Raw genomic sequence first — 16,446 nt, 5'->3', positions numbered from 1 at the left:
TGTTGATCATAATTATCTACCTTAGCAAAGACGAAACAATTTCAAACGAACGAAGTCTAGCCGCATGGTCGTGAATATATGCGGTCACCATCACTTCATCAACTCCAGTAGCTGCAATTAACTGCTCAAGCTTCTGCTTAACCGTTTCCTTGCTTCCAATAATAGATGAGCCGACTTGCTGGTCTACAAACATTTTCTCTTGTGCACTCCAAATAGTATCCATATTACGAACTGGCGGAGCTAATGGAGCAGACTTACTTCTCACGAAGCCAAGGAACAACTGATACATCGAAGTCGCTAAGTATTGTGCTTCTTCATCCGTTTCAGCGGCAATCACATTGACAGCTACCATACTATATGGCTCGGGATAACGAGTCGAGGGCTCAAATTGTGATTGGTATAATTTTAATGCCGGTACAATATATGTTGGGGAAAAATGTCCAGCAAACGCGAACGGCAAGCTTTGCTGAGCAGCCAGCGTGGCACTAAAATCACTTGATCCTAATAGCCAAATTGGAACATCACTACCTTCCCCAGGAATAGCTCGTATCGCTGGACGGCTGGTACCATATGTTGGATCAATATACTTTCTCAATTCATCTAGCTGATCAGGAAAATTTTGTCCATTGGTTCCACGCTCACCACGAAGTGCCTTTGCCGTTAGCGGATCCGTTCCTGGCGCTCTGCCTAATCCAAGATCTATACGCCCTGGAAATAAAGCTTCCAATGTACCAAATTGCTCAGCAATCGCTAATGATGCATGATTGGGCAGCATGACGCCTCCTGATCCTACTCTAATCGATGTTGTTTGGGATGCAACATGACCAATAACTACTGCTGTAGCTGAACTTGCAATGCTTGGAGAGTTATGATGCTCAGCAAGCCAATAACGAGAATACCCCCATTGCTCTGCATGCTGTGCCAAATCAACCGTACGCTGAAGCGCATCGCCTACAGTACCGCCTTGTATAATAGGTGAAACATCTAATATTGATAATTTATTAATCATTTGAGTAGCTCCTTTATTTTGTAATCAATGTTGTTGTTATAATAGTAGCAAGTTATATGATGTTAAGCAAAGCCTAGTATTAGTGGTATACTACACTTACAACTAATCGATTCGTGAGGATATTGTTTATGCATAATGATAATCATTCTAAAGCGGAGCAGATGCTCCAATTGTTTCAATCTGATCATATAAGAGCCCCACAGCGACTAACGCTGTTTCCTGTTCAGCTACGCTGTGTCTTGATGGAACAAAATGATCAATATATGATGTTCCTTGAAATATTTGCTGGACTCAAAAAAAAATTTCATATTGCACAACCAAAAGCCTTTTTGGAAGCTATTGTTAATCGGCTTTATTTTCCTATTTCCAAAACTGCCTATTATGATCCTGATCAGCATTATATTGCTCCAGCAATGAGGCAGCTTGCTGTTGTACTACTGCAAATGCTAGAACTTGAACGAGCATCTACCCGTATGAAAAGTATTCCATTACCAGCAGCTTGGTATCATCGGATTGCAGGTCAGCTACTCGCTTACGAGCATGTTAATGTTGAATACTATTTACCTGCAGGCCCACTTGATGAGCAACTACAGCGGTTTGATTCGATTGAAATAGCGGAAGGCAAGCTTCCACTACCATTAACGATTACAGAGGATACTAAGCAATATTGGCTGCGTTGCAGTACCCTCCATCATTTAATAGTAATGCCAGCCTACGAGTTAGCGATTATGTACGGTCAATGGTTCAACATAAGCTATGAGCATGCTAAGCAACTGCAAGGTATCCAAAAGCTACTTCTAGCTGATGATCATTATGAAATGATGATTGAACCGCATCTGCTATCATCTCTATTAGACGTTGTACTGCCAAAGCTTCATCGTATTGCACATATCGTCATTGCGGATGAAATTACAGCGAAGGTTATCCAGCAACCTCTGAAAGCACAGTTATTTCTCGATAGAGTTCGCGACCGTTTGCTAGTTGGACTGGAATTTCATTATGGCGGCCTCATTATTAATCCGCTATTACCTGAAGCCGCCCAAATGCAATCTGGATTTATTATGCTTAGAGAACGGGAGAAGGAACAAGCTATTCTTGATATTATCGCTCAAATACCAAGCCTGCAAACAGAAGGTGGCTGGATTATTGAAGGTGATGAAGATGAATATAGTTTTCTGCATGATGCACTCCCCAAACTTAAACTCTGTGCAACCATACTAGCGACAACCGCAGTCCGTGTGCGTTATGTTGCTGAAGATGTATATCCCGAGCTTACACTTAGCTGGGATGAAAAAAGTAACTGGCTCCAGTACTCTTTCTCTATGACAGGAATTAGTAATGATGAGCTTCGTGAAGTTATTCAATCATTGAAGCTCAAACGTCGCTTCTATCGGCTTTCCCAAGGTACGTTATTATCACTTGAACATGAGAAATACGATCAACTTATTAAAGTGATGAACGAGCTTGGACTTGAACATCCTACCCTGTTTGATGATCAGATTCCGATTAGAAGAAGTATTGGTTATATTCAAAGCTTGCCTAGCGATAGTCCGATCAAGCTATCTCGCTCGCTGAAGAAATTCATTGATCATATTCAGCACCCAGAGCTATATGAAGTTCCAATACCTCAAGCTCTAACAGCTACTTTACGTGATTATCAAATCGATGGCTATCAATGGATGAGAATGCTCGCTGATTATAATCTTGGAGGGTTACTAGCTGATGAGATGGGATTAGGTAAAACGATACAAGTTATCGCATTTCTTACGTCAGTACTAGAAGATATTCGTCAATCCGAGCAGAAGGTGCTAATCGTAACACCAGCTTCACTGCTCTATAACTGGCAAGCGGAATTCCAACGTTTCTCGCCAACCGTGCGAACTTGTGTCGTTGAAGCTTCGGATATGAAAACTGGTGCCGTTACGACTAGTGACCAACAACAAGCGGATGTTTGGATTGTATCGTATCAAGCATTACGACAGCATATTGCTGCATTTATGACATTGCGCTATCATACGCTCGTTTGCGATGAAGCTCAAGCTTTCAAAAATGACTATACACAAACAGCCAAGGCGGTTAAAGCGATTGATGCAAAATATCGTTTTGCTTTGACAGGCACACCGATTGAAAATCGCTTGGACGAATTGTGGTCCATTATGAACCTAGTTAATCCGAACACATTTACAGAGAAACAGCATTTTATGGACTGGCCACGAGATGTGCTCTTAGCTCGAATCTCACCATTCTTATTGCGACGAAAGAAAAGCGATGTTATCGAAGAGTTGCCAGATAAGATCGAAACGACACTAGTTGCTCCATTATTACCAGAGCAGAAAAAGATATATCTCGCATTTCTTGCGAAGCTACAAGAGGATACATTGAAGCATCTTGATCCAAAGCAGCGTGGAAAAACAAGAATTAAGTTGCTAGCTGGTATTACGAGATTGCGTCAAATCTGTTGTCACCCTTCACTGTTCATGGAAAATTATAATGGAGGTTCTGCTAAATTAGAGCAGCTACTAGAACTAGTTGCAGATAGCTACCGCGAAGGGAAACGACTACTTATCTTCTCTCAGTTCACTTCTATGCTGCATATTATTTCCCAGCAGCTAGCATTGCGTGGTTATCAATTTTTCTATATTGATGGTCAGACTCCACCGCTTGAACGTGTGCAAAACTGCGATCGATTCAACAATGGCGAGCGAGATATGTTCCTCTTATCGTTGAAAGCTGGTGGAACCGGACTGAACTTAACTGGGGCAGATACAGTTGTCTTATATGACCTATGGTGGAATCCTGCGGTAGAACAACAAGCGGCTGATCGTGTTCATCGGATCGGACAACGTAATGTCGTCAATATTATTAAATTAGTTGCGGAAGGTACATTGGAAGATAAAATGCTGCAATTGCAACAGAGGAAGCAACAGCTTATCGATGACATATTAGAAGCAGATGAGACGAAGGAATCGATGTGGGATCCGGAGCAGGTGCTGGAGTTACTTGCACCTTCGGGTGATTTTACTTTGGAAGAGACTGATGTGGAGATATAGTAGACTGAGCAAAACTATTGTTAATAACGGAGTTATGGAGCAACACTATTAGAGGTCTAATTAGCTACTAATCTATACCGCTCATTGTAAAAAGCACATTCCCCCCTCATTAAGCATACTGAGTGGTGAATGTGCTTTTTACTTATGTTACATCACAAGCTTTAGCGAAATACTCACTTTGAATAAATCACCTTCCGTTTCAATATTAAGACTGCCTTCATGAAGGTCCACGATTGATTTGGCAATGGCAAGTCCAAGTCCAGAGCCTTCCGTTTGTCGTGAAGTATCTCCACGTTTGAACCTTTCAAATAGCTCATCTATGTTTTCGCTAAGTTCAAATTTAGATACATTTTTAAACGTAACAGTCGCCTGATTGTCAGTTGCCTGTACTATAATATAGACACGGGAGTTCTCTAGTGAATAATTAAGAACATTTTCGATTAAGTTATCAAAGACACGCCACAACTTATTCCCATCAACAAGAGCGTAAACAGGCATTTCGGCGTACTTAATCCGGAATTGAAGACTGGAGTCATTGATCGTGTTGTTATGTTCGGCAAGTGCCTGTTGTAACAGCTGCACAAGATCAACCTTTTCCCTTGTCAATGCTATATTTCCACTAGCCATTTTTGAAACTTCAAATAAATCATCGATTAATACCTTTAGTCGCTTTGATTTCCTGTCAATGATTTCAAGATAGGCTGATCTATCCTCATTGGATAAACCTTCTCGTTTCAATAGATCGGTATAAGTAATGATAGAGGTTAACGGTGTCCGCAGATCATGGCTTACATTTGTAATTAACTCTGTTTTAAGACGTTCGCTCTTCGCTTGTTCGTTCTGCGATATTTTTACCCCTTGTTTCAACGTATTGATATTGCCAGCAAGATTGGCTAGAACAGATTTCCCATGCACCGATAGATCATGCCCTAGATTTCCAAGGACCAATTCATTCGTTTTGATAACAATCAAATTAAAATACCCAACGCTTTTGATTAAGAACATTACAATTGGCAGTCCAATAAACGCAAGTAGAACCAGATAGATAAGAAGAAATATCGGATCTACGGTAATCATCATCGCTGCTATACCTAAACCAAATACTACCACCAAAATAATAAACAACTGTATGCCCATACTCTTATTCAAAAAAGCGTCTCTCAGGCTACACTTTGCTTTATTAATCAGTGCACCCATGCCTTTTCTAGATCTTCCAAGGATCTTTTTAGTACTCTGACCAGCTCTATTGAGCAGCGCCTTATCCCATTCATTCTTAAAGTTATTTCGATCCTTTAATGATGTAACAAGAAATTCCCCTTGAATGAGCATTAGCCCCCAACAAATCGCTCCAATTGCAATATAACTTAATATATCTAAAACATAAACATATAGATTTTCAATATCATAAAAAATTTGTTCATTAATGAAAAATAGTAACATAACAGCGCAAAATCCTGCTATGATGAACAAAATTACTCTTAAGTCAATGGGAAGCTTGTTATAATAGAGCCTCCATGTTTCACTTCCAGTAGGGACATCTTTCGCTTTTTTCAGATAGAAACATAAAATAAGAGCGCCAATACTCGCTAAAGTATATACTAACCAGATGATTTGCTTCTGCTTGTACCGTTCGTATTCGATCATAACTGGGTTTGATGATGGTAAAGATTTAGGTACCGCAATCTGTCCTTCGAATGGGATAAATGAATTCACCAGTTCGTCAGATATTGCTGGAATGCTAGCATTCATCGAATATTCCTTAGGTATAGAATAACTTGTTATAAATAACAAATCGCCATTAAACATTTCTTCTGAGTTTTGCAGATTTGTATACGACTTACCGGTTACTTTGTTTTTAAATAAGTATTGGAATGTTTCTTTGTATATCAAATAATCTGCACGGTAATACTCTCGTTCCTGATAATATTCTCTTAACATCCGTTCTTTGTCAGCTATTATCTGCGCTTTTATATCATCATCATTGGTAATCGTTTTCTTTATATCCTCTATTTTAATGAGAAATTCAAACTCAGCATTTAAGTTATCGATTTGGTACGTTAGATCTCCAACCTGATTTCGGTAATTATTAATTTCATATTCCGAAACAGTGATCGACCTTTTCGCTTGTTCCAATGTAATACTGTTTAACTCAAACCTATTTAAATTGTTTGCGAATTGAGCGAGCTCATATCTAAATTCAGGAGTCTGAAAATAATCCTTATGTACATAGCTACTACCTAAAGTAAAAAATGATAATATCCCACTTAGACCAAAAGTAAGTAAAACGATCCAAACAACTAAAGTAACTCTACTTTTCCATTTTGTACCCAATTCCCCATACCACCTTTAAGTATCTTGGATTTTTTGGATCAATTTCAATTTTCTCGCGAATTTTTCTAATATGGACGGCTACTGTATTTTCAGCGTTATAGCAAGGCTCCTTCCATACTTTTTCATAGATTTCAGTGATCGAGAATACCCGCCCTGCGTTAGTCATAAGTAATTCAACGATTTTATATTCAATGGGAGTAAGCTTCACGTGCTCACCATGAACCTTTACTTCTTTTGCTGGTTGATCTAACGTAAGTCCATTGAGATCAATCATTTTATTAATCCCTTCATAAGTACCTAAAGTAACATACCTTCTCAGCTGGGACTTCACCCTTGCAACGAGTTCCATTGGATTAAATGGTTTTGTGACATAGTCATCCGCTCCCATATGTAGACCTAGTATCTTATCCGCGTCCTCACTTTTTGCACTCAAAATAATGATAGGAATATTTTTGTTCTCGCGAATTTTATATGTAGTGGAGATCCCATCCAGCTTGGGCATCATAATGTCTAATATAATGAGATGGATTTGCTGTTCATTTATTATTTCTAGAGCTTCAATCCCATCCTTTGCTTTTAATACGGTAACTCCTTCATTTTTCAAGTAAATTTCAATAACGTCACGGATTTCCTTATCGTCATCAACAACTAGCACATAAAAATGATCCATATTTCACCCTCCATTCCAGCAGATATCTTTCATTATCTTCATTGTAAACGGAAAATCTTAACATTAGTTAACGTTAATTATGAAGACATTCTTAATATTTTCAACTTTTTTTCTAATCTGATAGTAAAGAGTTCATGAAAAACAAAAGGAGTATCACATCGTCTAATAGCAGACGATACAATACCCCTCTTCATTTATCCGTTCATTGGCTTGCTCATTTATCGATTTATTCATCCGCATCTAGCGAGCCATCTTCATATAAAGTTATAAATGATTCCACAATCGCAGGATCAAAATGCTTGCCACTTTGTTCAATGATTAATTCAATGGCAGCTTTTTGTGTCCATTTTTCTTTGTAAGGACGCTTCGTTGTTAATGCATCGTATACATCGACAACACTTACAATTCTTGCTTCAAACGGAATATCTTCACCGATTAAATGAAATGGATATCCTTCACCATTCCATTTCTCGTGATGATGCAATATTACGTTCTTCGCGACTGAAAACTCATTTTCAAATAACTCATCATCTAATTCGCCATAAATCTTCGTTAAAATATCAACACCGATTTGCGGATGCATTTCTATTATGATTCGTTCATACGGTGCCAATGAACCTGGCTTATAAAGAATACCTTCAGGAATAGCAGATTTACCGATATCATGCATAATACTTGCATTAACAATTTGCGATGTGTAGTGATAATCTAGCTGTGAATCGATTCTTTCATTATGTCGCTCTACAAGTAACTCTGTAAGATTTTGAACACGAATTAGATGATTTTCAATACCAGGATCACGAATTTCACAAGATATCGCTAGCACCTTTAACAGCGAGCCTTGTAGTTGGCGAACTCTCTTCTCATCTAAATAATGTCCACGCTCTAAATCCTCTAATACACGAAATACGCCAGCAAAATAAACTTCATCATCGATTAAATATGGAGTAATAGTAATAGACGAATGCCATAGAGCACCATTAGTTTTCCGATTGGTGAACACACCTGACCACGGCTGATGCTTCTCTAATGATGCTTTCATCTGTACATACGTCTCGACAGGCGTTAGCTTCGTTTTCAATATTCCAGCTTTTTTCCCGATGATGTCTCTTTCCTTAAATCCTGTAATCTGCTCATAGGCATCATTCACAAGGCAAATTCTATGAGTACTGTCTGTCACAATAACTGCATCTGCTAGAGTTAAAATTTGGTTAAAATGGCATATTAAACTCTCGTTCCTACTGCTCATCTATATCACTCTCACTGTTGTAATTTCTATCAATTGTCGTTTCAAACTATTAGATGATATGAACCTAAAGCGATAGTTCAAAGCACTAAATATTTCAAATCATTAAAGCTTGTCACTTCACCTTGTAGAGTAAGATTACTTTCTCGTTCTAGATTGCGATGATTGAACCATATCATGCTCCACCCTGCACTTGTTGCACCAATGACATCATTACGCCAGGAATCACCTACATATGTGCATTGCTCAGGTAATGTTCCTGTCCGTTCATTAATATACTGAAACATTCTAATGTCAGGTTTATCCCATTGATAGCTTCCTGAAACAAAGATACGCTCTACTGGAATAAGTTCATCTATTTTTAATGCTTTAATTTTACGCCATTGATGCGCTTCTGCACCATTCGTTAACACACCAACAATGAAACCTCGTTGTTGCAGCTCGACGATAAGCTCACGCGCATTAGGGAATAGCTCGATCTCAAATTGACATTCAAAATAGGTCAACTGAATACTTTCAGCCTGACCCGCATCAATGTCTATACCAAATTCTTGTAACGCAAATTGAAATCTATCCCTCTTCATCGCTTCAGTTGCCGAGCCTTCTTCCATTTTCCCCGCTCCACCAAGCTCAACTGAAATTTTATCGCTATAATATCGCATACGATGATAAGCTTCTTCATAGGGAAAGGACTCTATATGATCCACATATGGCTGTACTGCTTTTTGGAAAGGGATAAGATGATCGTATAGTGTGTCGTCTACATCAAAAAATATCGCTTTTGTCATAATAATCTCCTATTAACTAGTTCTCACTTTATTGTAGCAGAATATAACAAATTTAACGAACGTATCAACAGGAGTGCTAATAAGGAAAGTAACTATGAAGAAGAAAATGGAAATAATAGTTAATTCCATAAATAAGCCCGTAAGCTCCCACAGTTCAAGGGGCTTACGGGCTGTTAAATCCCATTCAATTTCGCTACACTTGCGCAGTTACAGCAGCATCTTGCACAATAAAATCGATCATTGATTTCACTTCTACTTTACCAGCATAATGACTAGCTCGATCCAATGTAGTAAAGGTTACTGTATAAGGTTCACCTGGAATAAGATCGAAATAATTATCAGACCATATGCCATCAACCTCCGATGTCAAGACAACTTGTTTGGCTAGTGACTTCGATTGCAATGTAACAATTGTTGCCCCGCTTTCGACCGTCTCGCTCACTTCAATCTCTGGTTGCTGCAACAGTAGATTTTGATTTTTCACGAAATAATAGATTGTTTGTGCTGTTTCTCCGCTATCAGCTGACCACGACGCACTGACAAACACCTCATCTTCATTATATCCATTCAGTAATTGCGAGATCGTAAGGCGCTTAACGACTTCTGACGTATTTACCGGATGATCAGCCTTAGATTGTTCCTCCCATAACACTTCACCTGATAGATCGCGCAATTGAACTAGTAATGTTCCACTAACAGATTGGAGCTTATCTGACACAAGGTAGATAGCTAGCTCCGTTTCCTCAACTTGTGCAGATAGTAATATACTCGCAAAACTGCGACGCGCATAATAGTTAAGTGCCTTCCAGCGACCATAGTAGTCAATTCCCGCCCATGAAGCAACCGGCCAACAATCATTCATTTGCCAATATAGTGAGCCCATGCAGTATGGCATTTTTCTGCGATGTGCTTCAATTGCCATTTGCATAGCATCTGCTTGAAGCACTTGACTTAGATATAAGAATCCTTTGAAATCAGTAGGTTGTGACATATACATATCCATATATTCTTTAATAAGACGATTTCCATCACCATTTTTCTGATGGGCCATCATTACCTTTGTATCGATTGCCAGATCAGATTCTTCGGCAAAGCTACGAATCGTACGATACTCTGGGAATGATTGGAACCCATATTCACTCATAAAGCGTCCTAGCTTAATTTGATAATTTTCAAATGGCTCTACATTATGCCATACTCCCCAGTAATGCACATCACCTTCATTGGTCAACGGATGTGCATGCTGCGCTTGATCGTGACTAACAGATACAATCGGAGATGACGGCCAATAATCAATTGTAGCGTGTAATTCTGCTACAACATCAGGTAATAGTTCATGAAAAATTTTCTCGTAATCTGCCCATATCTTTTCACGAATTGCTGGCTCGTAATCCTTCTTCCAGCCCCAGCCACCATGCTCATCATAATGCGCCCATGCAGAGTCGATCTCATTATTGCCACACCATAGTACGAGTGATGGATGATTACGAAGACGCTTCACATTATCTACTGCTTCTGCACGAACATTTTGTAAGAACTCTTCATCACCTGGATACATGCTACATGCAAACATAAAGTCTTGCCATACCATAATGCCATACTCATCACATAAATCATAAAATGCATCGGCTTCATAGATGCCGCCCCCCCATACACGGAGCATGTTCATATTCGCTTCTACAGCAGACATGATCTCAGCACGATAGCGATCCTCCGTAACTTCCGAGATAAAGCTATCATTAGGGATATGATTGGCTCCTTTGGCAAATACAGCAACTCCATTAAGCTCAAAGTGGAATGTTGCACCTGAGCCATCAGCATCTCGATCACGGACTAATTTAACGGTGCGTAGTCCTGTAGTAATCGTAGCTTGTGTCGAATGCGAAATACCTTCGTCCTGTAAAGTAACCACCGCATTAAACTGATAACGATTCGGTTCACCAAGGCCGTTACTCCACCATAACTTTGGCTCATTAATTGCCATCGGGAGAGTGAGAATATGCTCACCTGCTTCGACATCAGTAAGTAATTCCCAACTTTTACACTCTGACTGGACTTGTAATTGCAGCGAACCACTTTTCGCTACCGATACCGTTACTTTAGCTGCAAGCTGAGCTGATTGCGACGTAACTGATAATTGATCAATAAACAGATCTCTAACGATAACGCCTGACCAACTAACCAATTCCACTTCACGCCAAATCCCACTTGTAACAAAGCGTGGACCCCAATCCCAACCATAATGATAAGGTGCTTTACGAGCAAAAATACTAAGCTTCTGCTCACCTAATCCACCTAATTCAGATTGATCATTTGTTGCTGGTAAAGCATAGCCTAAAGCTTTCAATTTCGGTAAATCCTCTTGGATAGGAGAACGGAATAATATTCGAATGTGATTCTCTTGTTCGTGTAGTAAACCAGTTACATCAACTTTCCAAGTTCGGAACATATTATCCGCTAAAAGCACTAGCTTTTCATTAACGAATACATCTGCATACGTATCCAAACCTTTGAAATGAAGTTCTTGATGTTCTTCTTGTAAAAATTCAGCTGATGGTGTGAAATACGTCTCGTATTCCCAATCAAGCTTATCAATCCATTGTAGATCATGCTCATTCGTAGCATAGAAAGGATTCGGAATACGATCATTGTGCAATAGATCAGTATGCACACAACCTGGAACCGTAGCAGGCAACCAATCATTATCCTTCGCAGATTTGAAACGCCATGTATCTAATAACATCGTTTGGTCCATGATACATCCTCCAGTTTTTAGCTATTGTTGTTGTTTGTATGAAAACTTGCATCGTAAGCATTATCCAAACTTTTCATAACCGCTTATTTAACCGACAATACCGCTTCTTTCAATACTTTCGACAAAGTAACGTTGAACGACTAGATACAAGGCTAGTAAAGGTAAGATTGCTAGTAATATCCCTGTATCTACAACCATCGCTACGTGATTGGGATCAGCCTTGAATCCAGAACTATGCGAGTAGCCCATAAGCACTGGAATGAATTGATCAGCCTGTGATGGTAATGTAGCTACTTTCAAAGACATTAATTCCATTCCGCTCATAAACAGCGTCGTATAGAATGTATCATTGTACTGCCAAACGAAGCAGAACAACACAACTGTGATGATTGGTGGAATAGCATTAGGTAGCATAATCCGGAAGAAGGTTTGAATGCCACCCGCTCCATCGATGAAGGCCGCTTCCTCAATTTCCTTAGGTAAACCCTTGAAAAACTGTCGGAAAATATAGATGAACAAACCAGCCTTCAAACCTATCGCTGTTGCCGATGTAATAATCGATGGCCAATAGGTGTTAATCAGATTCACCCCTGGTTTCCCAGTAAACAATCCGATAATTCCAAGAAAATCAAAATTTTTGAAGTGTAAGTAATACGGAAGCATTAAGGTTGTCGTTGGCACGAGTATCGTAATAATAACTACACCAAACAAGATCCTATTACCTGGAAAATTAAATCTAGCAAATCCATATCCGGCTAATGCACAGCTTGCGGCCGTAAATAATGTCGTTACTACAACAAATACTAGTGTTTTCCCAAGCATCGGAAAGTAATCTAAGATTTGCATCGCCATTGTAAGGTTATCCCAGGTGAAATTTACCGGGATCATATAAATAGTAGGATTGTAGATATCTACTTTATCCTTAAAGGCTACCGCTATCTTTTGTATGATGGGATAAATAATGATGAAGGATATCCCAGTAATGAGTAAGCTTCGAAAGATGACGTAACATAAATCAAATAGTTTCTGTTGTTCGCGTTTTTTACGATAATAACGTGCCTCTGCAATTTCTTTGCTCATTACGATCACGCTCCTTTCATTGCGTCATTGAAGTATCAGTTATAGTGAATTCTCTTGGCCAAGACTACACCAATGATAGCCAGGAATCCAGCTACAACGACAGTGTATATCCAAGACATCGCTGCGCTCAGGCCGAAGTTTTGTGTTGTAAACGCAGTGGAGTATATAAGCGTCGTAATCGGACTGCCACTGAATGAATCGATTACTGTATAAATAATATTAGTCAAAATTAACGGGCTAATCATCGGAAATGTGATCTTCCAGAACGATTCATAGGCTGTGGCACCTTCCATTTTTGCAACCTCGTACATCGTATTTGGTACCGATTGTAGCGCAGCTAGGAAGATTAAGATTTGCACGCCAGAACTTGTAATAATCGAATAGATCGACAGAATAGCCGTAACAATATAATCTGCAAACGTTAACGGAATACCTATATCGAGCAAAGTGTATACGATAGAGGTTACGTTATACGAAGAAGTCGCACCTTGCATTTCTTCTAGATAAGTCGCGCTGCCGATTAGATTAATTAATCCACTTTTTTCCGCTGCTTCAATCGCATTGGAGGCCAAAATAACTGGCAAGAAAAAGATGGCACGAGTTAAGGTACGACCACGAAACTTTTGATTCAGTAACGTTGCCGAAAACAAACTGAAAAATAGTATCATCGGTACAGATAATATCATTTCCCAGACTGAACTCGTAAGAATACGATTGAAATTCGCGTCTACAAACAATGCGTTTCGAAAGTTTTCCCAACCAACTGATAGCAAGGAATAACCTTCTGGTTGAATTTGCAACTTCGTAAAACTGAATTTTACCGATTGAATGAGTGGCGTTAAATATAAGAATAGAAATCCAATAAGCCACGGTCCAATGAAGAAAAAGCCTAGCATGGAGCGCTTACGATATAGAGATATTCCTTTTAGCTTCATGAGCGCCCACCACCTACACTGTAATTTCTCGCTGCAACCTGTACACCATTCACTGCAACCGCTTGATCCGAATAATTGACAAAGATGCGAATTCCATTATTATAATGAACTTCAACTACATCTGGCTCATGAACGATGCGTTCAATAATCGTAGCATTACTAACTTCTACTAATACTTGATTAACTTCCTTATACATCGCTACAGCCTCTTCTAACCAAATTTCATATTGTGTAGAGAAATACTGATCATAATTTGTAAATTTCAATTCAGAGGAATCGTCATAACTCCATACGAAATGCGGATATGCCCCTTGCTCGATCGCAACTAATAGCTGTTCTTGTACACCTTGTTCATCAGCCAAGTTAATGGCTTTACTAGCATATGGAATATATCCATGAAGAACCATTTGATAGAAGGGAACCGTCTCATCCGCAATATTGAATTGACTGGATGAAGCTGGCGCATCCACAATATGATCTGCGTATGCCCAAGCATAAGCATGACCACCAATAATTAACGTTTCCTTCTCATCAGCTATTGTCCGTAAAGAACGCTGAGTAATTTGCTTTGCTGTTTCACGATGTACAACACGAGATACGCGATAATCGCCGCCAACTACATCTCCAAGATCTCGTAATGAAATACCTGTAAGCTGATAGCGATTATAGCTATCAAGAAACTCATCTACGAAATATGGAAGCTTTGAAGCTGACAACAAATAATAGTTGCCTAGATATGGACTCATACGATTAAGCGCGAGATTGATCGGATGCAGCTTTACAACCTCTCTTGTTACAAAGCGAGCAGCATCTGAAGATGGTGTAAATTTAATGTCCTCACCGTAAACGTATTGGAAAGCTACGTCTGGGAACAAGTTACCACCGCTATCTTGTAACTGAGCTGCTAACTTCTCAATATCCTTTTTATTACCTAAACTGTAATCCAACTTAATGTTTGTCGGTGTACTATGTCGTATCCCTTTATTAAACCAACCGATATAACGCATATTAATATTCTGAATACCCTGCTGATTTAGCTTTTCAGCTATTTCACCAGCTTCATTAAAGGTGGTCAAAGACTGAACATCACGATAGGGAACACCAAGCACAGTTTCACGCTTATCATAAGCTCCCAAAACATCCAGATAGAATGGTACATTGGATTGTTCTGCAAGTTGTTGCAAAGTCCCTGCCTCAACCAAATGTTCACGATAGCGCTCTGCCATACCACTATAATTCGCAGTATCTCCACTTAAGAAGCTATAGCGAACCTCAAGGTTACCGTTATAGCGCTCTTCATTCAAAATTTGAATTTCTTGATAAAGGGCGCCCGTATACAGCTCGAGCCAATCTTCACCGCGTAAACTGAATGAAGGATAGACATTATTATACGAATTTTTCATACCACTGATAGAGCCAGTAATGCTACCAATGCCTTCGCCAGCAGTCATCTCCGCAAACCATGCTGCGTTATTCTTTTTCATACCGAATACAGGCATTCTTGCGCTTTCACTGACCATTCCGCGTAACCAACGTGTATTATTCGGGTCCTCTCCGTATACGCGTTGTACATATTGTTCTTCCTTCACCTTACCGTTGTTCAAATAGATCAAACTGCCTGAGCCATCTGGTGTTAGAATATAGCCCTCATCTTCTTTGCCCGCAGCACCAAAGAAAGGTAACACATCAATGCTTCGAATGAGATACCCTGTCGCTTCTTGCACAGTTGCGACAGGAACCATAGCGACGAGTTGATCCCCATCAAGTGTATACTCAATGGCTACGGTAAATGTCGGATTTCCCGACCCATTACCTGCTCCTGCACCATTCTCTGCTTCGTCAAATGCCAAATCTTCCTCTGTATACCCTGCTTCCGCAAAAGCTTTGACCATCTTATTTAGTACAAGTTGCTTCCCTATCTGAGCATCCATACGTTCCATCAACTCTGGATTACCCTTCATTTCCATATAACGAACCTTCACATAATTTGCTGTAACTTCTGGCAAATTTGCTATGATCTTTGTTTCTAATCTTTCTTTGCTTATATATTTGGGTAGGGCATCGATTCCTTTAGACATATCTCCTAAAGTGTAGGTAACACGGACCCCATCCGTAATTTCCTCTGCCGTAAATTGTCCATTTTCAATACTTTTTTCAAAATTAGTGAACGTGAACAAATTACCGACTAGATCACGAAATTGCACGATAAGCTGTGAAGCTAGCAATGTCTTTTCATATGCTGAAGCAATACTATCTTCCTCTAAATCTTGCGGATTACTATACCATGTCTCCCTAGAAGCAAGATTTACTACCGCGATTTCTGTTGATTTTGTATTGTAGAATAATGCTAATTCACCGTTATCTGCCATAAGTTTCATGCCCTCTACCTGTGCAGTGCTTTTGGCTGAATTTGTATCTAGCTCTTGCCCTACCTCTAGTGCTTGGTCATGAGAAAAAGCCGTCAGATCTGTTACTGGGGCCCCTTTATTAATGATAAATACTGTGCCGATGATCAATCCTGCTACGAAGAGAACACCTAGCACCACGTATAATGCTTTTTTATTTTTCATGGTCGCCTCTCC

At 39.5% G+C, this 16,446-nt stretch carries 10 protein-coding genes; 1 reads left to right on the top strand and 9 read right to left on the bottom strand.

The features are described 5' to 3' along the window. Nucleotides 1–16: 16 nt before the first annotated feature. Nucleotides 17–1,009, bottom strand: coding sequence for an LLM class flavin-dependent oxidoreductase (locus AC1TO5_RS08360; RefSeq protein WP_482062332.1), 993 nt, complete (start codon nt 1,007–1,009; stop codon nt 17–19). A gap of 128 nt (nt 1,010–1,137) precedes the next feature. Between AC1TO5_RS08360 and AC1TO5_RS08355 the strand changes: the two genes are divergently transcribed. Continuing rightward, the gene (locus AC1TO5_RS08355) at nt 1,138–4,059 is read left to right on the top strand and encodes a DEAD/DEAH box helicase (protein WP_482062331.1); all 2,922 of its coding nucleotides are present in this window, start codon (nt 1,138–1,140) and stop codon (nt 4,057–4,059) included. 147 nt (nt 4,060–4,206) lie between these two features. Here the strand turns inward: AC1TO5_RS08355 and AC1TO5_RS08350 are convergent, their stop codons facing one another. The 8 genes from AC1TO5_RS08350 to AC1TO5_RS08315 form a co-directional block, all read right to left on the bottom strand. Then, nucleotides 4,207–6,390, bottom strand: a complete 2,184-nt coding sequence (locus tag AC1TO5_RS08350) for a sensor histidine kinase (RefSeq protein ID WP_482062330.1) — start codon at nt 6,388–6,390, stop codon at nt 4,207–4,209. Beyond that, entirely contained in the window at nt 6,368–7,060 is a 693-nt protein-coding gene (locus AC1TO5_RS08345; RefSeq protein ID WP_482062329.1) for a response regulator transcription factor, read from the bottom strand. The genes AC1TO5_RS08350 and AC1TO5_RS08345 overlap by 23 nt, the downstream gene beginning before the upstream one ends. Before the next feature lie 226 nt (nt 7,061–7,286). Further along, nucleotides 7,287–8,309: an HD domain-containing phosphohydrolase gene (locus AC1TO5_RS08340; protein WP_482062328.1), complete on the bottom strand. Its 1,023-nt coding sequence runs from the start codon at nt 8,307–8,309 to the stop codon at nt 7,287–7,289. Between the two features lie 77 nt (nt 8,310–8,386). Beyond that, the gene (locus AC1TO5_RS08335) at nt 8,387–9,094 is read right to left on the bottom strand and encodes an HAD family hydrolase (protein WP_482062327.1); all 708 of its coding nucleotides are present in this window, start codon (nt 9,092–9,094) and stop codon (nt 8,387–8,389) included. A gap of 193 nt (nt 9,095–9,287) precedes the next feature. Next, the gene (locus tag AC1TO5_RS08330; RefSeq protein WP_482062326.1) at nt 9,288–11,849 is read right to left on the bottom strand and encodes a beta-mannosidase; all 2,562 of its coding nucleotides are present in this window, start codon (nt 11,847–11,849) and stop codon (nt 9,288–9,290) included. 87 nt (nt 11,850–11,936) lie between these two features. After that, nucleotides 11,937–12,929 (bottom strand): carbohydrate ABC transporter permease, encoded by a 993-nt coding sequence (locus tag AC1TO5_RS08325; protein WP_482062325.1) that lies wholly within the window; start codon nt 12,927–12,929, stop codon nt 11,937–11,939. A gap of 35 nt (nt 12,930–12,964) precedes the next feature. Further along, the gene (locus tag AC1TO5_RS08320) at nt 12,965–13,864 is read right to left on the bottom strand and encodes a carbohydrate ABC transporter permease (protein ID WP_482062324.1); all 900 of its coding nucleotides are present in this window, start codon (nt 13,862–13,864) and stop codon (nt 12,965–12,967) included. Beyond that, on the bottom strand, nt 13,861–16,434 hold the full coding sequence (locus AC1TO5_RS08315; RefSeq protein WP_482062323.1) for a DUF5696 domain-containing protein: 2,574 nt from the start codon (nt 16,432–16,434) through the stop codon (nt 13,861–13,863). Before AC1TO5_RS08315 ends, AC1TO5_RS08320 begins: the two co-directional genes overlap by 4 nt. Nucleotides 16,435–16,446 lie beyond the last annotated feature (12 nt).

The sequence above is a fragment of the Paenibacillus sp. Y930 genome (assembly GCF_056786375.1).
This window is presented reverse-complemented; position numbering and strand designations above follow the sequence as displayed.